The organism is Paenimyroides ceti, assembly GCF_030409925.1.
In genome coordinates, this window is the sequence record NZ_JAUFQU010000001.1 from 1,360,400 (window position 1) to 1,377,699 (window position 17,300).

Sequence of the window (17,300 nt, forward strand, 5' to 3'; positions counted from 1 at the left end):
ATTTCCTTAATCGCTTAAGAGCAACACTAAAATCCTATAAAATACTTTTCAAGATAAAAAAAGCAAATGAAAAATATCGTATTTACAGCCATACAAAAGCGTTGGCTGATGGTCAGCTTATTTCTGTTACTTTGCATTTTTGGATATTATTCCTGGACAAAACTCGCTGTAGAAGCTTATCCTGATATTGCAGATGTAACCTCACAGGTCGTTACTCAGGTCCCGGGATTGGCGGCAGAAGAGGTTGAACAGCAAATAACCATTCCCATTGAAAGAGCTTTAAACGGAATGCCCGGAATGCACATAATGCGCAGCAGAAGTACGTTTGGGTTATCCATGATTACTATTGTATTCAATGATGGAATTGATGATTATTGGGCAAGACAGCGTATTCAGGAACGCCTCAATGATGTAGAATTACCGTATGGAGCTGTTCCGGGACTGGATCCGTTGACATCACCAACAGGAGAGATTTACCGGTATATTATTGAAAGCGATCGATATGATTTGCGTGAACTCACGGATTTACAAAATTGGGTCATTATTCCGAAACTTACTCAGGTACCCGGTGTAGCGGAAGTGACTAATTTTGGAGGCATTACGACTCAATATCAAATTGAATTAAACCCAATAAAATTAGAGCAATACAAACTCTCTCTTGATGAGGTTATTCAGACCATTGAAAACAACAATGCAAACGCTGGAGGCAGTGTTTTAAACAGAGGAGATCAGGGATATGTAGTCAGAGGAATCGGATTGGTAAAAAATCTGGAGGATATCGGACAGATTGTTGTTAAAACCGAAAAGGGAATTCCAATCCTCTTAAATGATTTGGGAAGCTTAAAATATGGAAATTTAGAACGCAAAGGAATTCTGGGATATACTGACAGAAACAGAGATTACAGTGAAAGTGTACAGGGAATTGTGTTATTACTCAAAGGACAGAATCCATCTGATGTATTAAAAGGAATTAATAAAAATGTTGAAGAACTCAACAACGGAATATTGCCGGAAGGCGTACAGATTCATGCCTATTTAGATCGTACAAACCTTATTGATACAACACTTACTACTGTATCACACACGCTATTGGAGGGAATGGCACTCGTTATTATTGTGCTTATTGTATTTTTAGGGAGCTGGCGAGGGGCATTATTAGTAGCAATTACGATCCCTATTTCCCTGTTAATAGCATTTATACTAATGAAATTAACAGATATTCCTGCAAACCTGCTTTCTCTTGGAGCCATTGATTTCGGTATCATTGTAGATGGTGCTATCGTGATGATGGAAACGATTTTGAAAAAGAGGGAAGACCATCCTGAAAAAGAACTCAAAGAACAAACTATTGCACAACGAGCAGCTGAGGTTGCCAAACCTATTCTGTTTGCTACACTCATCATCATTACAGCGTATCTGCCATTATTTGCTTTTGAGCGCGTAGAGAAAAAATTATTTACACCGATGGCATTTACTGTAGGATATGCTTTACTGGGAGCCTTGGCAGTGGCTTTACTGCTCATTCCCGGTCTGGCGTACATAACCTACCGTAAGCCTAAAAAACTGTATCATAATAAGTGGCTTGAAAAACTCACGCAGTGTTATTACCGGCGAATTGCTTCAATAATAGAGGCACCTAAAAAAGTATTTCTGCCGTTAGCAGTATTTTTAGCAGCGGCAATGGGACTGAGTGTAACCGTTGGAAAAGATTTTTTACCACCGTTGGATGAAGGTTCCATATGGCTTCAGGTACAGCTTCCACCGGGAATCACCTTAGAAAAATCCAAACAGATGAGCGATACACTTCGTCAGCGTACCATGAAATATAATGAAGTAACGTATATCATGGTTCAGGCGGGACGAAATGATGACGGAACAGATCCGTTTACACCTTCACATTTTGAATGCTCCATAGGCATACTGCCATACAATCAGTGGCCTAAAGGAAAAACAAAAAATGACCTTATAGAAGAACTGGCAAAAGAATATGAAAGTATGCCGGGCTATACTGTCGGATTTGCTCAACCTATGATAGATGGAGTAATGGATAAAATTTCAGGTGCTCATAGTGAACTCGTTGTAAAAGTTTATGGCGATGATTTTAAAGAAACCCGACGCATAGCCGAAGCAATTCAGCAAACATTAAAAACAGTCAAAGGAGCGGTAGATATTGCTATTGATCAGGAACCGCCGCTACCGCAGTTACAAATTCATGCCAATCGTGAAAAAATTGCTCAGTATGGATTAAATGTTTCGGATGTTGGAAATCTTATAGAAATCGCAATTGGCGGTAAAGCCGTATCTCAGATATTCTCCGGTAACAGAGTGTATGATATCATTTGTCGTTATCAGGAAGAAAGTCGTGATACTCCAGAAAAAATAGGAAATTTGATGTTGACAAATAAAGACGGGGTTAAAATTCCGTTATCACAGGTTGCTGATATCAAACTCGGAACTGGCGAAAGTACCATTACCAGAGAGGCAAATAAAAGACATCTTACGGTAAAACTCAATATAAGAGGTACAGATTTATCTACTTTATTAAAGACGGCACAACAGAGAATTGAAAAGGAAGTACCATACGATCATGAAAAATATACCATACAGTGGGGAGGACAGTTTGAAAATCAGAATCGTGCGTATTCCCGGTTAGTTGTTATTGTTCCACTTGCTTTATCCATCATGTTTCTCTTATTATATGGTGCATTTGGTAAATTCCGTCAGGCAGGATTGATACTTACAATAGTTCCGTTAGCCATTTTCGGAGGAATGCTGGCACTCAATCTCAGAGGAATGACGCTAAACGTCTCTTCTGCTGTGGGATTTATTGCACTTTTTGGAGTAGCTATTCAGAATGGAGTCATTATGATTTCCCATATCAATGATCTGCGTAAAAAGGGAAATGAGCTCAAAGAAGCTGTGATTGAAGGATCAAGACACCGTTTCCGTCCGGTATTAATGACAGCAACAGTAGCTGTATTAGGATTATTTCCAGCATCCATTGCTACCGGTATTGGTTCAGACGTGCAACGACCGCTTGCTACTGTAATTGTTTACGGTTTGCTTTTTTCAACGATTATTACCCTGTTTGCTTTACCGGCATTGTATTATATGATAGAGAAAAAATGGGGAAGTAAAGAAGAAATAAAAGCTGATTAAATAAAAAACTCATGAAAAAACATACTTTAAAATTCGGAATCAGTTGTTGTTTAGCTTTAGTATTCCACACAATCGCTTATGCACAGAACGAGAATTATATTGCTGAACAAGAGCTTCCATATGCAGTTTTTTTGCAAATGGTAGGGCAAAATAATAAACAATATGCGGCTGAAAAATTCAATGTTGATATTGCAGAAGCGAATGCACTGACAGCAAAAATTTTTCCTGATCCGGAAATTTCAATAACTGCCTTTGACAATGGAGAACGTCGTATGCAGATGGGATATGGTTTCAGTTCAGAGTTGACCTATACACTGGAATTGGGAGGAAAACGAAAAGCCAGAATCAATCTTGCCCATAGTGAATCTCAACTCATCCAGCTCTTATTAGCTGATTATTTCAGAAATCTCAGGGCTGATGCCACTCTTAGCTACCTTGAAGCCATCAAAGAACAAAGAAATCTTGACGTGAAAATTCAGTCATACGAAACAATCAAAAAATTATGTGATGCTGACAGTATTCGTCTCTCATTGGGTGCCATTGCGGAAATTGATGCACAACAAACCAAACTTGAAGCCCATTCTTTACTCAATGAAGTATATGAGCAGGAAGGAATATTAAAAACAGCTCTTTTCAACATGTATCTGATGACCGGATCGGAAAAAGCAGATATCTTATATCTTCCAAAAGAGACGTTCACTGGTTTTCAAAGGACATATAATTTAAAGTACCTCTTAACCATTGCAAAAGAAAACAGAACAGATTTAGCAGCAGCAGTTAAAAACAGGGAAGTATCACAAAAAATGCTACAATTAGCGAAAGCGAACAGAAAGATTGATTTAGGGTTAACATTAGGTGTTCAGAACAATTCGGCGGCAACGAACATGGAAGCGCCAACTCCTTCTTTTACTACAGTTTCAGCAGGATTGAGTATTCCTATTAAACTTTCAAACCGTAATAAAGGGGAACTCAAAGCAGCACAATATGCCATTGAACAAAGTGAAATGCTTTATAAACAGGCAGAACTTCAGATACAGGCAGAAGTAAGTCAGTATTATTATAGCTATCTGGCATCCCAAAAACAGGTACAGCAATTCGCTAACGGAATGCTTGAGAACGCACAAAAAATACTGGATGGGAAAATATACAGTTATAAGCGAGGAGAAACCTCATTATTGGAAGTTTTAGATGCAAGACGTACATATAATGAAATACAACAAAGCTATAATGAAGCACAGTATGCTTTAGCAGCGGCTCTTGTAGAGTTACAAAGAGCTGTAGCTATTTGGGACATTAATTTTTTAACTAAATAATATATTTTTAATGTTGGAGTAATGAGTAATAGTGTTTTTAGAAGAAGTACTATTTTAGAGGCTGTCTATTATACATACAATCTTATTTTTACTAACTTTATAAATACTTTCTTATTATTGAATTTGAGAAAGTTTTATGCTGGAAAATGTTTCTTACTATTATCATCATTGATTAAATTATGAAAACAATACATTTAAAACTTTGTTTATTGTTTACTTTTATTTCGTTGAATGTTTTTTCACAGGAAAAGAGTAATTTTAAGATAGAAATCTATAAAGAAACTTCCGGAGAAACATGGCTCATATGCCACGAAGGATGTAACTGGACTGATCTCAAAATAGATCAGCTGAAAAATAAAGAAGGTTGGTTCATCAATGAAGACGGTATGCAGTCGGAAGAAAAAAAGAAGAGCCATTTTTCTTTTACCATCCGCCAAAATAAAGATACCTTTCTTTTAAAAGGTAGGCAAAATACTCATTGGTCAGAATTAAAATTCAAATATAATGAACCTGTTTTTCTTACAAATGATGGAATTCAAAATATTGACATACAATAGCCAAAGCTATTTTGGATAGCTTGTTTAGAATAAAAATGGCTGCCCATACTTTCAGGACAGCCTCATTTAATATTATGTTATTCCATTGTCATCAAAATTGTTTTCCACATACAGATTATTAATACGAAAAATGGACTTTTCAAGTATTTCAAAATAGTGCAGTGCTTTTCGAAATGTTTCACGCTCAGTAACCTCAACTTCATAGACTTCTGACTCAAATCCGTCTGTATGCTGTGAATATAATATGGGAGCTAATCGTCCGTCTGTTGTTTCTTTCATATCAAAATGATAAAATTCATAAGCATCATTTCTTGTTTCTTTAAGGATGGATAACCTTGCACATTGTCCCTGTTCATTATCTGCTTGCCTGAACTGCCATTGAAAACTGCGATAAAATAATGCTGAATCTCCCTCTTCAGAATAATAATCGCTGTACTTATCTTTGACAACCGGTAGATTTAGAATGGTTTCTATTTTCTCTTTTGTTATTTTCTGCTCAAACTGTTCGCGGTTCCATATCATCTCAGAATAATGATCCAACATTTTTTTCCAGTGATCTTGTAAAAAGGAATGATATTTTTCCGGAGCTTTGGCATCTATAAGCTTCCACTTATCTCCCGGTAGTACAGTATAAGCTTGAGCAAAACTATAAGATGCTTTTCCGGATAATCTTTTCAGCAGATTTCCGGGATCCTTATAAAAGTAAATGAGGCAGGCATACGATTGATCATATTGTATGTAGGCATGGGTTGAGAATTCTTCTCCGATTTTTGTATATAAACGATAAAAAACATTTTCATCCCAATATTCTAAAACTAATTCTTCTCCTATTTCCGGAGCCATGCCCGTGAGAATAGGGCTGTCTGCGAATCTCTTAAGATTGTCTGCACTGATTTTATAATCTTCAAAGAAAAATGGAATATCTTTATTTTGGGTTGGTATTGCTATTGTATCACGAATAACTGATGTTCCTGATTTTAACGCTTCAAATATTTTGTGATCTTTTAAGCGATCTTTCCACGAATAATATTCATCTATAATCTCATGGGCTTCATACACAAAGTCAGGTAAAAACAAATCGTCAATAATCCCGCTCTCTTCATATTCTCCATCATCTGTTATTTCATCCCATAACAGATGGTCAATTTTCATATTTTCCAAAGAAGAAAAACGTTCAAAATCCAATCCATAATCAGTAGACATCAATACTTTGGCCTGTATTGTTCCTTCAACCACCAATCCGCCATGATTATAGTCGCCCCAGTAGAGTTCTCGGCATTCCATATTTCCTGTGACATAAATTTCCTGTCCGCCAACAACTATATTATCAGCATTGAGATTACCAAGTACTATAAGACCTGTAGAACCATCTGTTTCTCTGTTGTAAATATTTTTTGCAGAACAATTACCATTGATGACTATAAAAGATAAATATAAGGACTCATCATATTTTCCGGGTAGATTTTTCAGCGGCTCATCAAGATCCACCATTACTTCCAGATTTACATCACCTTCATGAAAATAAACATATATTTGTTCTGATTCATCATGTGGGTAATGCAAAGAAGCATAAACAGAATCAGCTGGTATCAAATGTTTTATAGCATCATATTTCACTATCTTGGCGCTCATAATATAGGTATTTAATTATCTGATCGGGTCTTATTAATTATAAAAATGCTCTTTAAGCTTTTAAAGTTAAGGCTCTTTATGTATTGAATTGTAAACACAGATGCTACCATAAAGAAATTTAAAAATATAAAAACAAAATTAATTGTACAACGCTTAAAATACCGGTAGTTTTTTTAAAAATTTAGACTGACTGTCAAAACGTTTGATAAACGTAATCTGTAAGTTACCTGAGTTAAGACTTATTTGATGATCAGTAGTATAGGAAACATATACACGGTTCATGATAAAAGAAAGATTTAAAGACCAGGTATCTGAATTGTATCCCGAAGCAAAACGAAAAAATAGGGTGGGATATACATTGATTTTACTTTTGAGATTTTCAAAGTTAAAACTCATTCCCGGGGTTAATGAACCTGTAACAAAATATTTATCTCTGATGACTCTGGTATAGGCATAACCCAAACTCGGCCCTATCTGATACATCTTTTCGTTAAAGCGTATTGAGTCTTCAAAATTTACTTTTGTATAATAAGCTCCTCCGCCAAGAAGAAAACTACCGGCAGATTTCAGTTGCTTTTCATTCTGATCAAAGGCTGCCCTGTAGGAAAATTTATTTCCGTTAAAAACGTATTGGCCGAATAAGCCGTATCTCGTAAAGTTCAGATTCGGAAATAAAGTATAATCATCTTTACCTTTTTCAAGATAAAACCCTTTGTAATTTTGTGCAAGAAAGTCAAAAGTCACTTTTTTTCCATAATAATGATATTGAAAATCAATCGATTTAGTAGCGCCTTTTTTTGGGTCCGACATAGAATTAAATCCTTGACTGAGACTAAATCCCATTTCTTTCCACGAAAATCCCAATCCTATTCCCATGGGATTATTGGCACTGTATTCCAAATCCAGATTTTCATTATTCTCCAGTGACATAGAAACAAATTTCTGAGTCATAAAAATTCTGGCGCTGAATTCCTGATTAAATTTACCAATAAAAGTACTGTCTGTCTGTGCTGTAACATTATCCGGTACATATAGAAAAGACAAAAATGTCACCCATAAAATAAATACATTAAAAGTATTTTTAGTATTATACATAATTTATTGTAATGCTATACGTATTTCTTTAAATTAAATCAGGTTAAATATACTACCATAACGCATAAAAATCAAAGTTCTTATTTGTGTTACTTGTTTTTTATAAATATATGATGAATGGCAATTATTAACTAATAATTACAGCCGATGTAACATAATATCCTTCCTGCGTATATTTAAGTCCTTTTCGCGTATCCTCATCCACATATCCAACGATTATATTTGTAAAAAATATTTAGAATAAATCTTAATAGGTTGATTGTTCAACTGAAATAATGTAGAGCATCCAGACTATTTAAGTTGTTCATTATCAAATTAAAAAAATAAAAAAATGAGCACTAAAAACTTTAAAACCATACAACAGGCATTAAAAGTAACCCGAAAGGAATTTATAACGCCTCATTATATCAGAATATATCTCACAGGAGATGATATTTCTGCATTTGAAAATACCACCATCGGAGTCAATAACAAAATATTTATTCCGCCGAAGGGATTAAATGAAATTCATTTTCCTGAATTCGATTACGAAAAAATGCAGTGGAAGACACAACCTGAAGATATCAAACCTGTTATAAGAACGTATACCCATAGGGGTATCGACCTTGAAAAAAAAGAGATATGGATTGATTTTGTTGTGCATGGCGACAAAAGTCCTGCTTCTGCCTGGGCTATCCATGCTAAAAAGGGAGATATATTAGGCATACTCATGAAAGATGGTAAGACAGATTTATACCGTAAGACAGATAATTATCTATTGGTAGGTGATGCAACAGCTATTCCGGTTTTATCTGCTATTTTAGAAGACTTACCTGCTACTGCAAAAGGAGCTTGTATTATTGAGGTTCATGATAAAACAGATGAACAACTGTTACGTACAAAAGCGGACATCCACTTCATTTGGTTGCACAATCGGCATCCGGAAAACGGAAGTAGGCTTGCCGAAATTGTGAAGCAACAGTCATTACCTGAAAAATCGCGCACGGGCTATGTGGCGGCAGAATTTTCTTCTGTAAAGCAAATACGTCATTACCTGCGTAAAGAAAAATTATGGAAGCAGGAAGAACTGTATGCATATTCGTACTGGAAAGCAGGAGTTGCGGAAGATAAATCAGCAATAGATCGTCATAAAGAAAATGAAGAAAGCAATACATAATCTAATTTAAATGGAAAGCAACAATATCCGATTAAGCCATGTGCTCTATCGTGTACAGGATTTACATGGTGCTGTTAAAAAACTACGCGATGCAGGTTTTATAGTAGAATATGGTACACAGCCGGAAAAGGCTTATAATGCTATGATATGGTTTGATAAGGGAGTATTTATTGAAATATATAGGCATCCTGAGTTATCTGTTGGAGTAAAATGGTTAATGAAAAGAATCGGATATAAATCAATAGTTCAAAGAATGGATAAATGGACAACAACAGAAAACAATTGGTGTGAATGGTCTTTAGAATCTACAGCAACTGATCTCCAGACATGGAAAAATTTTTTCAGAAGAGAAAAAATTCCTTTTAAATCGCATAAAATTAGACGAAAAACAAAAGATGGCAAAATACTCTCCTGGCATTTACTATTTCCCAAGGATATTGAATTTCCGTTTTTGATGTCAGCGTATACACCCAACCCACGCCCTCTAAAAACCATACATCCGAATGGAGTTACAGGCGTAAATTCTTTAATAGTAGGAGAAGAAAAACTCAATGTTCTTTTATTAAATAAATTACTAATAATGCCTCAAAGTTTAAAATTTGTAAAAGACAAAATCGGATTACAGACCGTAGAGTTATCTGATCCTTCTGTAAAAATTGAAGAAATACTGTCTGAGTATTCATCTTGTTATAATTAACGTGAGAATAGGTAAAATTTGTGAAATATTTAATGGAATCAGTCTCAGTATAAAAGTTTTTTTTTTGTTAATTAGTTGAAAATTATACTTCAAAAATTATACTGATAAATGTCAGCTCAGATGAGTAGTTAGTTTTACTTTTCTGACCGTCTTAAAACAATTTGTTAGTATGTTTGATAATAGGTACTCATTAATTCATAAAACAAAAGAAAATGAAAATTGATTTGAGAAGTGATACACTGACTTTGCCTTCAGAAGGGATGAAAGCAGTAATGACAGATGCCGTATTGGGTGATGATGTATATGGTGAAGATCCGAATGTGAATCAACTTGAAGAAAAAGCTGCCAAAATGTTTGGAATGCAGGCAGCTCTATTCTGTCCTACGGGAACTATGACCAATCAGCTCGCAATCAGAGTTCATACTAATCCGGGAGATGAAGTGATTTGTGATAAACTTTCGCATATCTATCTATATGAAGGCGGTGGTATAGCCTTAAACGCTTTTGCATCAGTACGCACGCTCGATGGTAATCTGGGAAGAATTACATCACAAATGGTCGAAGAATCCATCAATAATCCGAATGATATACACCAGCCAATAACCAGTCTGGTAAGTTTAGAAAACACAGTAAATAAAGGCGGAGGAAGCATCTATGATTTTGAAGAAATAAGAAAAATAAAAGAAGTTTGTACCAAAAACGGATTGATTCTTCATTTAGACGGAGCAAGATTATTCAATGCCTTAGTTGAAACCAACGAAACACCTGAAAATTATGGGGAGGTATTTGACAGCATCTCAATTTGTCTTTCAAAAGGCTTGGGATGTCCTGTTGGATCATTATTATTGGGTACTACAGAAGTAATTGCCAAAGCAAGACGTTACAGAAAAGTAATGGGAGGAGGCTGGCGGCAGGCAGGTGGTTTGGCTGCAGCGGGTATATATGCTTTAGATCATCATATACCATTGCTCAAAGAAGACCACCGTCGTGCAAAAATAATCGGAAAAATACTTGAAAAAAATAAACATATCAAAAAAGTATATCCTGTTGCTACAAACATCGTTCTGGCAGAACTGCACACAATGGAATCTACTGATTTTGTAGCCATGCTTAAAGAAAAAGACATTTACTGCGTATCATTTGGTAAACAACTGGTACGCTTTGTAACGCATTTAGACTTTACAGATATACATCTGGAAATGTTTGAACAAAAAATGAATTCCTGATTATATATAAAGCATCCTGGTATTTTCACAGGGTGCTTTTTTTTAGTATATATTCTACAAAATAGGCGTTATTAATAATCAATATAATGTGTAGTCATTATAATAACATATTAAAAAAATGCCCCAAAATCATTTTTGGGGCATTTTAACAATAACAACAATTATAATTAAATACTTTACTGTTTAGAGTAAGTAACATTTACATCTGTAGTTCTTCCGGAATACGTCATAGAATATTTTAAAACCAATTGATTGGCATTTACAGAAACAACTTCTCTTGGTGCTGATTCACCACTGATGGTAATATTGCTTTCTGTCCATGTACCACCAAGAGTAACATCTTCACAGACTCCTGCAGTATTTTTATTATTTTGTTTTAGAGAAGCTGTAGTTCCCTGTAAAACGGTTAAATAATCTGTACCACATCCTTGTTTTAAACTCGCATGGTCAAAAGGAAACTCATGAGTTTGCTCAGGTTGTCCGGGAATCGTAAAACTATAAGACAAAGTCTCCGCTTTCCATACACCTACCATTTTACTGATCGGTTGTGGCTCTGGTTCAGGAGTTACTGTATCGCTGCTTGGCGGTGCTACCGGAACTTCAACATTTATCGTGCTGTCGTCGTTACTACAAGATATAATAGCTGCTCCTGACATAAGAAATGCTGAAATAATAAATAATCTTTTCATGGGGTATAATTTAAATTAATTGTATTTACTTTTTATATTCCATTTAATCTAAAATTAATTATCTTAATTTAGATTTAATAAAAATAATTTTCAATGCAAATATAGTCTTTATTTTTAATAAAAGGCTTTATTAAAGGATTTAAAAATTCGATAAAAAGATTGTTGTAGAGCAATAATCTAAGAGTGAAACTATGCTTGAGTTTTACTTAAAAGTCAAGCAGTAAAGCAGAAAAAAAAATTGAAAAAGATGAAGTGAAGAAAGCTATAATCCAACCCTCATCCCGTCGAGGAAATAAGGGTTAGAATATAAAAATTATTTTTTAGATTCTTCCAGAGATACTTTACGGAATTCTTTTAAAAGCTTTGTCAATTCTAAAGTTGATTTGCGGGCTCTTGTACCTGCAGCTTTGTTTCCTTTCTCTAACTGTACTTCTGAGTCTGTTTTGAATGCTTCAAACTCTGCATTGATTTGTTCAATTAATTCTTTCATGATAAAATTTTTTATGCGACAAAAATACCCATTTTTCAAGAATAAACCTTTCAAAACCCCAATAAAATCAGTAAAAGAATGATTAACACCAATATAGAAAATGATAATCAATACATAGAAAACGATATTATATAGCTTAACCTATTAATAATCAATTGTCAACATGGATTTCAGAACCGTATTTGTAGATCTGAGTACGGAACAATGAAGCCAAAATATTCTTTATTTTAATTCTTCAATGGGAATCTGATGCTTTGAATTACGAATTAATAAAGCATAATCCATAAACTGAATCGTATTTTTTCCTTTAAGCTGCTTAGAATTAGATTTCTTTAGAAACAGTTTTACTTCAACCAGATCAGTACCTTCTTTATAAGGAGAATTTTCTGCATTTAACCGGAATAAAGTAAGGTCATAAAGTCTGTTTTGTTTTAGTTTTCGAATACCCTTAAAGTGTTCTTTCCAATAATCTCCAATTCCATAACCTTTCTCTACCGTATAAGTTTTATAATTTTTCTGTTCATCATATACCTTATCCCAGAGGACCTCACTTTTAGTTAAATATCCTGTAATGGTAATCACGTTTTGAGCGGTATAGATATTGTGTTCTATCAACCGGGTAAAAAAGGATGGATAAGCTGCTTCTCGTGTTTTTTGAATATGAAAAAAACCATACTTGGCAAATTGTTTTTTGCGATCAAGCTGATAAGGCTTTATTAAAGAAATATAATTGTCAAAAATGATTTTTTCACGTTCAGCAGTTGTTTCAAATGTATAGCCGATGTTTTTGAGTATGTGATTAAAACTCAGCGTATCTTTTATCTGATCAATGTACAAAAGCTTATTTTCATTATAGTCTTTGATAAAATTCTTTAATTGTTCTTTAAGGCTCTCATTGCGAATGCTAAAGTCGGTTTTATTTTCATCTAACAGTTCTTGAAGCTGTTCCTTTTGTTGCCATTTAGAAATATCTCTGGTTAGGTATAAAATATGTTTTATAGGAAAACGGTATTCATTGATAATATCAAATCCCAGAACTTTTATAGGTTCATTCGGATACATACGATTTACTTCCCTTATGTTTTTCCAATGTTGATAGGTTTCGATTGTTCCCTCCTGTGTTACTATTGTTTGAAAAGCCAATACCAGTTCTTTCAATAAATCATCATTTCCGGTTTCCAGGTATTCTTGAAAAAAGAAAGCCTGACTAAAATTGGTTTCCGGTATATAATAATCCAGGGCGTTTTGTTGTTTTAAACTTTTAATCAATAAAAGTTCAGCATCATACGTTTTTGAACTTCCGTGATAGGCACCAAAACCTATGATATTAAAATCAGTTTGCGGAAAAACAAATGTTGTATCAGTTAAATCTTGTCGGTGTTTTTTTAAATACGCTGCTTTAGATTGCGCTTTTATATTAATGCAAAATAATAAAAGTAGGAGAGTAAATGAATATCTCATGTTTACAGGAAAATTAGAAGTGCAATATAGATCATTTTGCCGAAATTCTTATATACAAATTAAGCGACAGTCCGAGATTAAAAAACCTTAAAATGAATGAATTGTATAATTTTATAATCTCTAATTAAAAAATAATGATAGAAATACTGCATTAAATTTTATTTAATCCCAATTTTTTCGTTGTTTTGCAGACGAAATTAATTAGAGAGGTGGCCGAGTGGTCGAAGGCGCACGCCTGGAAAGTGTGTATACTCCAAAAGAGTATCGAGGGTTCGAATCCCTTCCTCTCTGCTAAGAGGGTCTTTATCAAGAAGATCCTCTTTTTTTTCGTATATCAGTAATCCTTTTTCTTACATTTTCATAGTAAAGATTGCTGTTGAACACCATGTTTACAAATTTCCTTTTTTACAGTGTATCGGCTCTTGAATAAACATGCTGCATATCCGTCAATAATTCTAAACATTCTTATAGTAAAAGCTCTACTTTGATTAACGTTTTACTGCTCCTTTAGGTTTGATATCTCATGTTATATATTAAATGCCAGTAACCATAAATATCTTTGTTAACATTACCCGCTTTTCTTCAAATTCTGAAATGTCTTTTCTTTTCAATCGCTTTTTGCGGTTGTTTTCAATACTTATTAACCTAAGCGCTCTTAATAATACGGTGTTGATATATATAGTATGTTATTTTAAGTAAAATTTATTAAATATTTGTTTTGTTTTAATTTTATTATTATGTTTATGATAATTAATTGTTAAAAATATTTATTATGAAAAAAATTCTTTTTTTAGCCACAATCGCTTTTATGGTATCCTGTTCAAATGAGGATGCAAATTTTAATGACAATCAACAAGACAAAAATTCTGAAACCAAATTAGCCCGTGCTGGTTATACTGTAGAACAGATGTTCGATTACCGTATTATTGGAGGACCTGATGAAGGTTGGTATAATGAAGAAAAAGGAGATTGTTCTGCAACTGATACAAGTGGTTGTATCTCTTTAGACTGGGATATTGACAGAGATACTGGTACTGTAGTTGAGATGATTTCAAAATTAAAATTCAATATTTCTCACTCTAGAATTATCTTTCAAGAAAATAGAGAATTAGCAGAAGAATTATTTGAACCGATTGTTGTAGAAGGTGTCATGAGTAACTTTTTTAAACTTGAACATAATTTTAATACAGAAACACAAACAGATTATTTCAAGATTAGAAGAACTTCAGATAATATATTAGTTGGAGTAAAAAAATTCAAATTATAAACAGTATATAAAAATAAAAATGTAGCTTTAAGCTACATTTTTTTACTTAATAAATGAGATATTCATATATATTTTTATATTTCTTATTATTAAATTGTAATAGTAAGAAAAATGATGATTTTTTAATAAAAACAGGAGAAGTAAATATACTTTCAAAAGATAAAATTAGTATAGAAGGACAATTTGTAGAAAACAACAAAGATTTATTTTTTTCTTATAGTAATGCCACAAGAAATATTCATATTTATGATGGAAAAAAGGCTGTTGATTCTTTGAGTTTGCATATAAAAAACTTACAGGCAAATAAAATTGTTGTAAAGAATACTGATTCAATATTTATAATAGATTATACAACCAAAATCATCAGACATATAAATATCAGAGGCAAAATTATTAAAGAAATTGATGTACAAAAAATATCAAATCAAGATACTATAAATCCATATCTATTTAAAAATCCTGAAGCAATAAATGATCAAAATATTATCTTAGATGTAGGTATTTCAAAAAATAAATATACCAATCTAACACATCAACAATTAATAGATAGCCATAAGCATATCCCAAGATTTATTAAATATAATGGACAGAGTATTCATTATCCTGATTTTAATTATACTGATATTGAAAAACTTACGAATAAAAGGAAAGAAGATCTATTTGTAGATTATTCAAACGTAAGTCTTTCAAAAAAGTATATTGTATACACAATGCAATTCAGCAATCATCTATATGTATTTGATTATAATTTAAAATTAGTTAAAACAGTCCCTATCGTATCAGATTTTACAGGCACTGATATAAATAAAGATTTTTCATTTTATAATGATTCAGAAGAGAGAGGACGTATTTATGAAAAAAACTATGATTATGCAACATTAACAAAATATATAGTTTATAATAAATACAAAGACAAATTCTATGTTTTATTAGCTCACAAAACAGATATATTAAAAAAAGAAAATTTAATTTTTAAAAGAAGTAACCGAGATTTTTCCATTCTTGAATATGATGGCGAATTAAATAAATTAAATGAGCAGAAATTTAAAAAAGGGCAATATGACATTTATAAACCAATATTTATTAACTCAGAAGGAAATTTATTGTTAAATTCAAATAACGAATTAAATTCAAATTTTTCACCAGATAAAATAAGATATGATATATATAAAATCAGTGATTAGATATTCATTTTTTCTATTATTTTTATTGTCTATTATTAGTTGTAATAAGAAAGAAGTAACAACTGATAAGTTAATTGAAACAATCGTAAGAGATTCATTAGGCTATAAGGATAATTATAAATCAATTATAGTATTTCAAGAAAAAGGATGTATAAATTGTCAGTATAAAACTTTAGAATTTATAAAACAAAACCAAAATAATAAAGACTATTTGTTTATCATCCAGAGTAATGGTGAATTAGTGGATTTGTCCTCAATAAAAAAAGAAAATAGTAACATTATATTTGATTATAAAAAGTATTTATATAATTATAACATTACTAATGGCTCCGCTGCCATAATATTCAATGGGGTTAAAGTTGATACTATTTTGAAATTTGATGACCCTTATGAATTAAACAAAAACATCAAATTAGTAAAAAGCCATTTATGATACAATCTGTTTTTTAATAGATTTTCTTGTTTTAAAGTTAATAATTTTTAATCTCTCTTAAAAAATAGTGATAGAAATACCGAATTAAATTTTATTTAATCCCATTTTTTCGTTGTTTGGCAGACGAAAATAAGGTGACCGAGTGGTTGAAGGCGCACGTCTGGAAAGTGTGTATACTCCAAAAGGGTAGCGAGGATTTGAATTCCTTCCTCTCTGCTAAAAAAGTCCGGCACTATCGCCGGACTTTTTTATTTTGTATATATGGCTCTGCATCTGAATAATTGAAAAGACAATTGTTTGTTTGTTATATTTCTGTTATCACATATAACCGTTATTATGGATAATATTCATATTAAGCCTACTCTGAAATTATGTAACAAAACCGGATAATTATACAACTCCCTATTAAAATAGATTGGTTAATTTTGCCATTAAACCTATGAAAAAAATCTTTGTCATATTCCTTTCTTTATTTTATTTGGTATTGGCTTCGGGCTTTACCCAATATAAACATTTTTGTAAAGGAACCGAAAGTAAAATATACAGTTTTAGCGATACCAAAGAACAAAATCAGAACAAACCTTGTTCGATTTGTTCAGCAAAGGAAAAAGGATTAAAAGATCAAAAGAAAAACTGTTGTCAACATGATGCAAAATATGTAAAAGTTGATAATAGTGTAAAAAAACAAAACAATTTTGATTTTTCATTAAAATTCTGGGGCGATGCCATTCCGAATAAAATGTTGGGAACGGTATTCGATTTCGAAGCAATTGTATTAGATACTGAAAAAAATACCGCTTACTCTTCCTCAAAACTCCCTATTCAGAGTACTCCTCTTTATATTTTACATTGCGTTTATAGAATTTGATTTTAGACAAGAATCTACTTTCGCAGTTTCATCTTTTTGATACTGCCCTACATTTTATGTCTAATTTCTAAAT

Annotated in this window: 16 protein-coding genes and 1 tRNA gene; 12 read left to right on the plus strand and 5 right to left on the minus strand. The window is 32.7% G+C overall.

Features of this window, described 5'->3' with window-relative positions; genetic code table 11:
- Positions 1 to 66: 66 nt before the first annotated feature.
- The 3 genes from QW060_RS06530 (at position 67) to QW060_RS06540 (ending at position 5,029) form a co-directional block, all read left to right on the plus strand.
- On the plus strand, positions 67 to 3,159 hold the full coding sequence (locus tag QW060_RS06530; protein ID WP_290362840.1) for an efflux RND transporter permease subunit: 3,093 nt from the start codon (positions 67 to 69) through the stop codon (positions 3,157 to 3,159).
- Positions 3,160 to 3,170: 11 nt separating this feature from the next.
- Positions 3,171 to 4,472, plus strand: a complete 1,302-nt coding sequence (locus QW060_RS06535) for a TolC family protein (protein ID WP_290362841.1) — start codon at positions 3,171 to 3,173, stop codon at positions 4,470 to 4,472.
- 179 nt (positions 4,473 to 4,651) lie between these two features.
- Entirely contained in the window at positions 4,652 to 5,029 is a 378-nt protein-coding gene (locus QW060_RS06540; protein WP_290362842.1) for a hypothetical protein, read from the plus strand.
- A gap of 72 nt (positions 5,030 to 5,101) precedes the next feature.
- Here QW060_RS06540 and QW060_RS06545 read toward each other — a convergent pair whose 3' ends face one another.
- Together QW060_RS06545 and QW060_RS06550 are read right to left on the minus strand one after the other, a co-directional pair.
- A complete protein-coding gene (locus QW060_RS06545; protein ID WP_290362843.1) occupies positions 5,102 to 6,661 on the minus strand; it encodes a hypothetical protein in 1,560 nt (519 codons plus the stop codon).
- Positions 6,662 to 6,814: 153 nt separating this feature from the next.
- Complete coding sequence (locus tag QW060_RS06550) at positions 6,815 to 7,756, minus strand: DUF4421 family protein (protein ID WP_290362844.1); 942 nt, start codon at positions 7,754 to 7,756, stop codon at positions 6,815 to 6,817.
- Between the two features lie 331 nt (positions 7,757 to 8,087).
- On the opposite strand from QW060_RS06550, the gene QW060_RS06555 reads away from it, so the two are divergent.
- The 3 genes from QW060_RS06555 (at position 8,088) to QW060_RS06565 (ending at position 10,835) form a co-directional block, all read left to right on the plus strand.
- Positions 8,088 to 8,912: a siderophore-interacting protein gene (locus QW060_RS06555; protein ID WP_290362845.1), complete on the plus strand. Its 825-nt coding sequence runs from the start codon at positions 8,088 to 8,090 to the stop codon at positions 8,910 to 8,912.
- A 10-nt stretch (positions 8,913 to 8,922) separates the two neighbouring features.
- Positions 8,923 to 9,609 carry a VOC family protein gene (locus QW060_RS06560; RefSeq protein WP_290362846.1) on the plus strand — a complete coding sequence of 229 codons (687 nt, stop codon included), beginning with the start codon at positions 8,923 to 8,925 and terminating at the stop codon, positions 9,607 to 9,609.
- Positions 9,610 to 9,821: 212 nt separating this feature from the next.
- Entirely contained in the window at positions 9,822 to 10,835 is a 1,014-nt protein-coding gene (locus tag QW060_RS06565) for a threonine aldolase family protein (protein ID WP_290362847.1), read from the plus strand.
- 176 nt (positions 10,836 to 11,011) lie between these two features.
- On the opposite strand, the gene QW060_RS06570 is transcribed toward QW060_RS06565, so the two are convergent.
- The 3 genes from QW060_RS06570 to QW060_RS06580 all read right to left on the minus strand — a co-directional run bounded on the left by QW060_RS06570 (position 11,012) and on the right by QW060_RS06580 (position 13,475).
- Positions 11,012 to 11,524, minus strand: coding sequence for a hypothetical protein (locus QW060_RS06570; RefSeq protein ID WP_290362848.1), 513 nt, complete (start codon positions 11,522 to 11,524; stop codon positions 11,012 to 11,014).
- Between the two features lie 313 nt (positions 11,525 to 11,837).
- On the minus strand, positions 11,838 to 12,014 hold the full coding sequence (locus QW060_RS06575; protein WP_290362849.1) for a histone H1: 177 nt from the start codon (positions 12,012 to 12,014) through the stop codon (positions 11,838 to 11,840).
- A gap of 222 nt (positions 12,015 to 12,236) precedes the next feature.
- On the minus strand, positions 12,237 to 13,475 hold the full coding sequence (locus QW060_RS06580) for a TraB/GumN family protein (RefSeq protein WP_290362850.1): 1,239 nt from the start codon (positions 13,473 to 13,475) through the stop codon (positions 12,237 to 12,239).
- Positions 13,476 to 13,678: 203 nt separating this feature from the next.
- Between QW060_RS06580 and QW060_RS06585 the strand changes: the two genes are divergently transcribed.
- From QW060_RS06585 to QW060_RS06610, 6 genes are all read left to right on the plus strand, one after another.
- Positions 13,679 to 13,766 (plus strand) — tRNA-Ser (locus QW060_RS06585).
- A 481-nt stretch (positions 13,767 to 14,247) separates the two neighbouring features.
- Complete coding sequence (locus QW060_RS06590) at positions 14,248 to 14,742, plus strand: hypothetical protein (RefSeq protein ID WP_290362851.1); 495 nt, start codon at positions 14,248 to 14,250, stop codon at positions 14,740 to 14,742.
- Between the two features lie 53 nt (positions 14,743 to 14,795).
- The gene (locus QW060_RS06595) at positions 14,796 to 15,926 is read left to right on the plus strand and encodes a hypothetical protein (protein WP_290362852.1); all 1,131 of its coding nucleotides are present in this window, start codon (positions 14,796 to 14,798) and stop codon (positions 15,924 to 15,926) included.
- The gene (locus QW060_RS06600; RefSeq protein WP_290362853.1) at positions 15,919 to 16,359 is read left to right on the plus strand and encodes a hypothetical protein; all 441 of its coding nucleotides are present in this window, start codon (positions 15,919 to 15,921) and stop codon (positions 16,357 to 16,359) included. Before QW060_RS06595 ends, QW060_RS06600 begins: the two co-directional genes overlap by 8 nt.
- 134 nt (positions 16,360 to 16,493) lie before the next feature.
- Positions 16,494 to 16,640: a hypothetical protein gene (locus QW060_RS06605; RefSeq protein WP_290362854.1), complete on the plus strand. Its 147-nt coding sequence runs from the start codon at positions 16,494 to 16,496 to the stop codon at positions 16,638 to 16,640.
- A 158-nt stretch (positions 16,641 to 16,798) separates the two neighbouring features.
- Positions 16,799 to 17,227 (plus strand): HYC_CC_PP family protein, encoded by a 429-nt coding sequence (locus tag QW060_RS06610; RefSeq protein WP_290362855.1) that lies wholly within the window; start codon positions 16,799 to 16,801, stop codon positions 17,225 to 17,227.
- Positions 17,228 to 17,300 lie beyond the last annotated feature (73 nt).

Coding starts and splice junctions, on each gene's coding strand:
- QW060_RS06555 (WP_290362845.1), top strand. CDS start 8,088: ATGAGCACTAAAAACTTTAAAACCATACAACAGGCATTAAAAGTAACC.
- QW060_RS06580 (WP_290362850.1), bottom strand. CDS start 13,475: ATGAGATATTCATTTACTCTCCTACTTTTATTATTTTGCATTAATATA.
- QW060_RS06540 (WP_290362842.1), top strand. CDS start 4,652: ATGAAAACAATACATTTAAAACTTTGTTTATTGTTTACTTTTATTTCG.
- QW060_RS06570 (WP_290362848.1), bottom strand. CDS start 11,524: ATGAAAAGATTATTTATTATTTCAGCATTTCTTATGTCAGGAGCAGCT.
- QW060_RS06530 (WP_290362840.1), top strand. CDS start 67: ATGAAAAATATCGTATTTACAGCCATACAAAAGCGTTGGCTGATGGTC.
- QW060_RS06550 (WP_290362844.1), bottom strand. CDS start 7,756: ATGTATAATACTAAAAATACTTTTAATGTATTTATTTTATGGGTGACA.
- QW060_RS06565 (WP_290362847.1), top strand. CDS start 9,822: ATGAAAATTGATTTGAGAAGTGATACACTGACTTTGCCTTCAGAAGGG.
- QW060_RS06560 (WP_290362846.1), top strand. CDS start 8,923: ATGGAAAGCAACAATATCCGATTAAGCCATGTGCTCTATCGTGTACAG.
- QW060_RS06590 (WP_290362851.1), top strand. CDS start 14,248: ATGAAAAAAATTCTTTTTTTAGCCACAATCGCTTTTATGGTATCCTGT.
- QW060_RS06545 (WP_290362843.1), bottom strand. CDS start 6,661: ATGAGCGCCAAGATAGTGAAATATGATGCTATAAAACATTTGATACCA.
- QW060_RS06610 (WP_290362855.1), top strand. CDS start 16,799: ATGAAAAAAATCTTTGTCATATTCCTTTCTTTATTTTATTTGGTATTG.
- QW060_RS06575 (WP_290362849.1), bottom strand. CDS start 12,014: ATGAAAGAATTAATTGAACAAATCAATGCAGAGTTTGAAGCATTCAAA.
- QW060_RS06535 (WP_290362841.1), top strand. CDS start 3,171: ATGAAAAAACATACTTTAAAATTCGGAATCAGTTGTTGTTTAGCTTTA.
- QW060_RS06595 (WP_290362852.1), top strand. CDS start 14,796: ATGAGATATTCATATATATTTTTATATTTCTTATTATTAAATTGTAAT.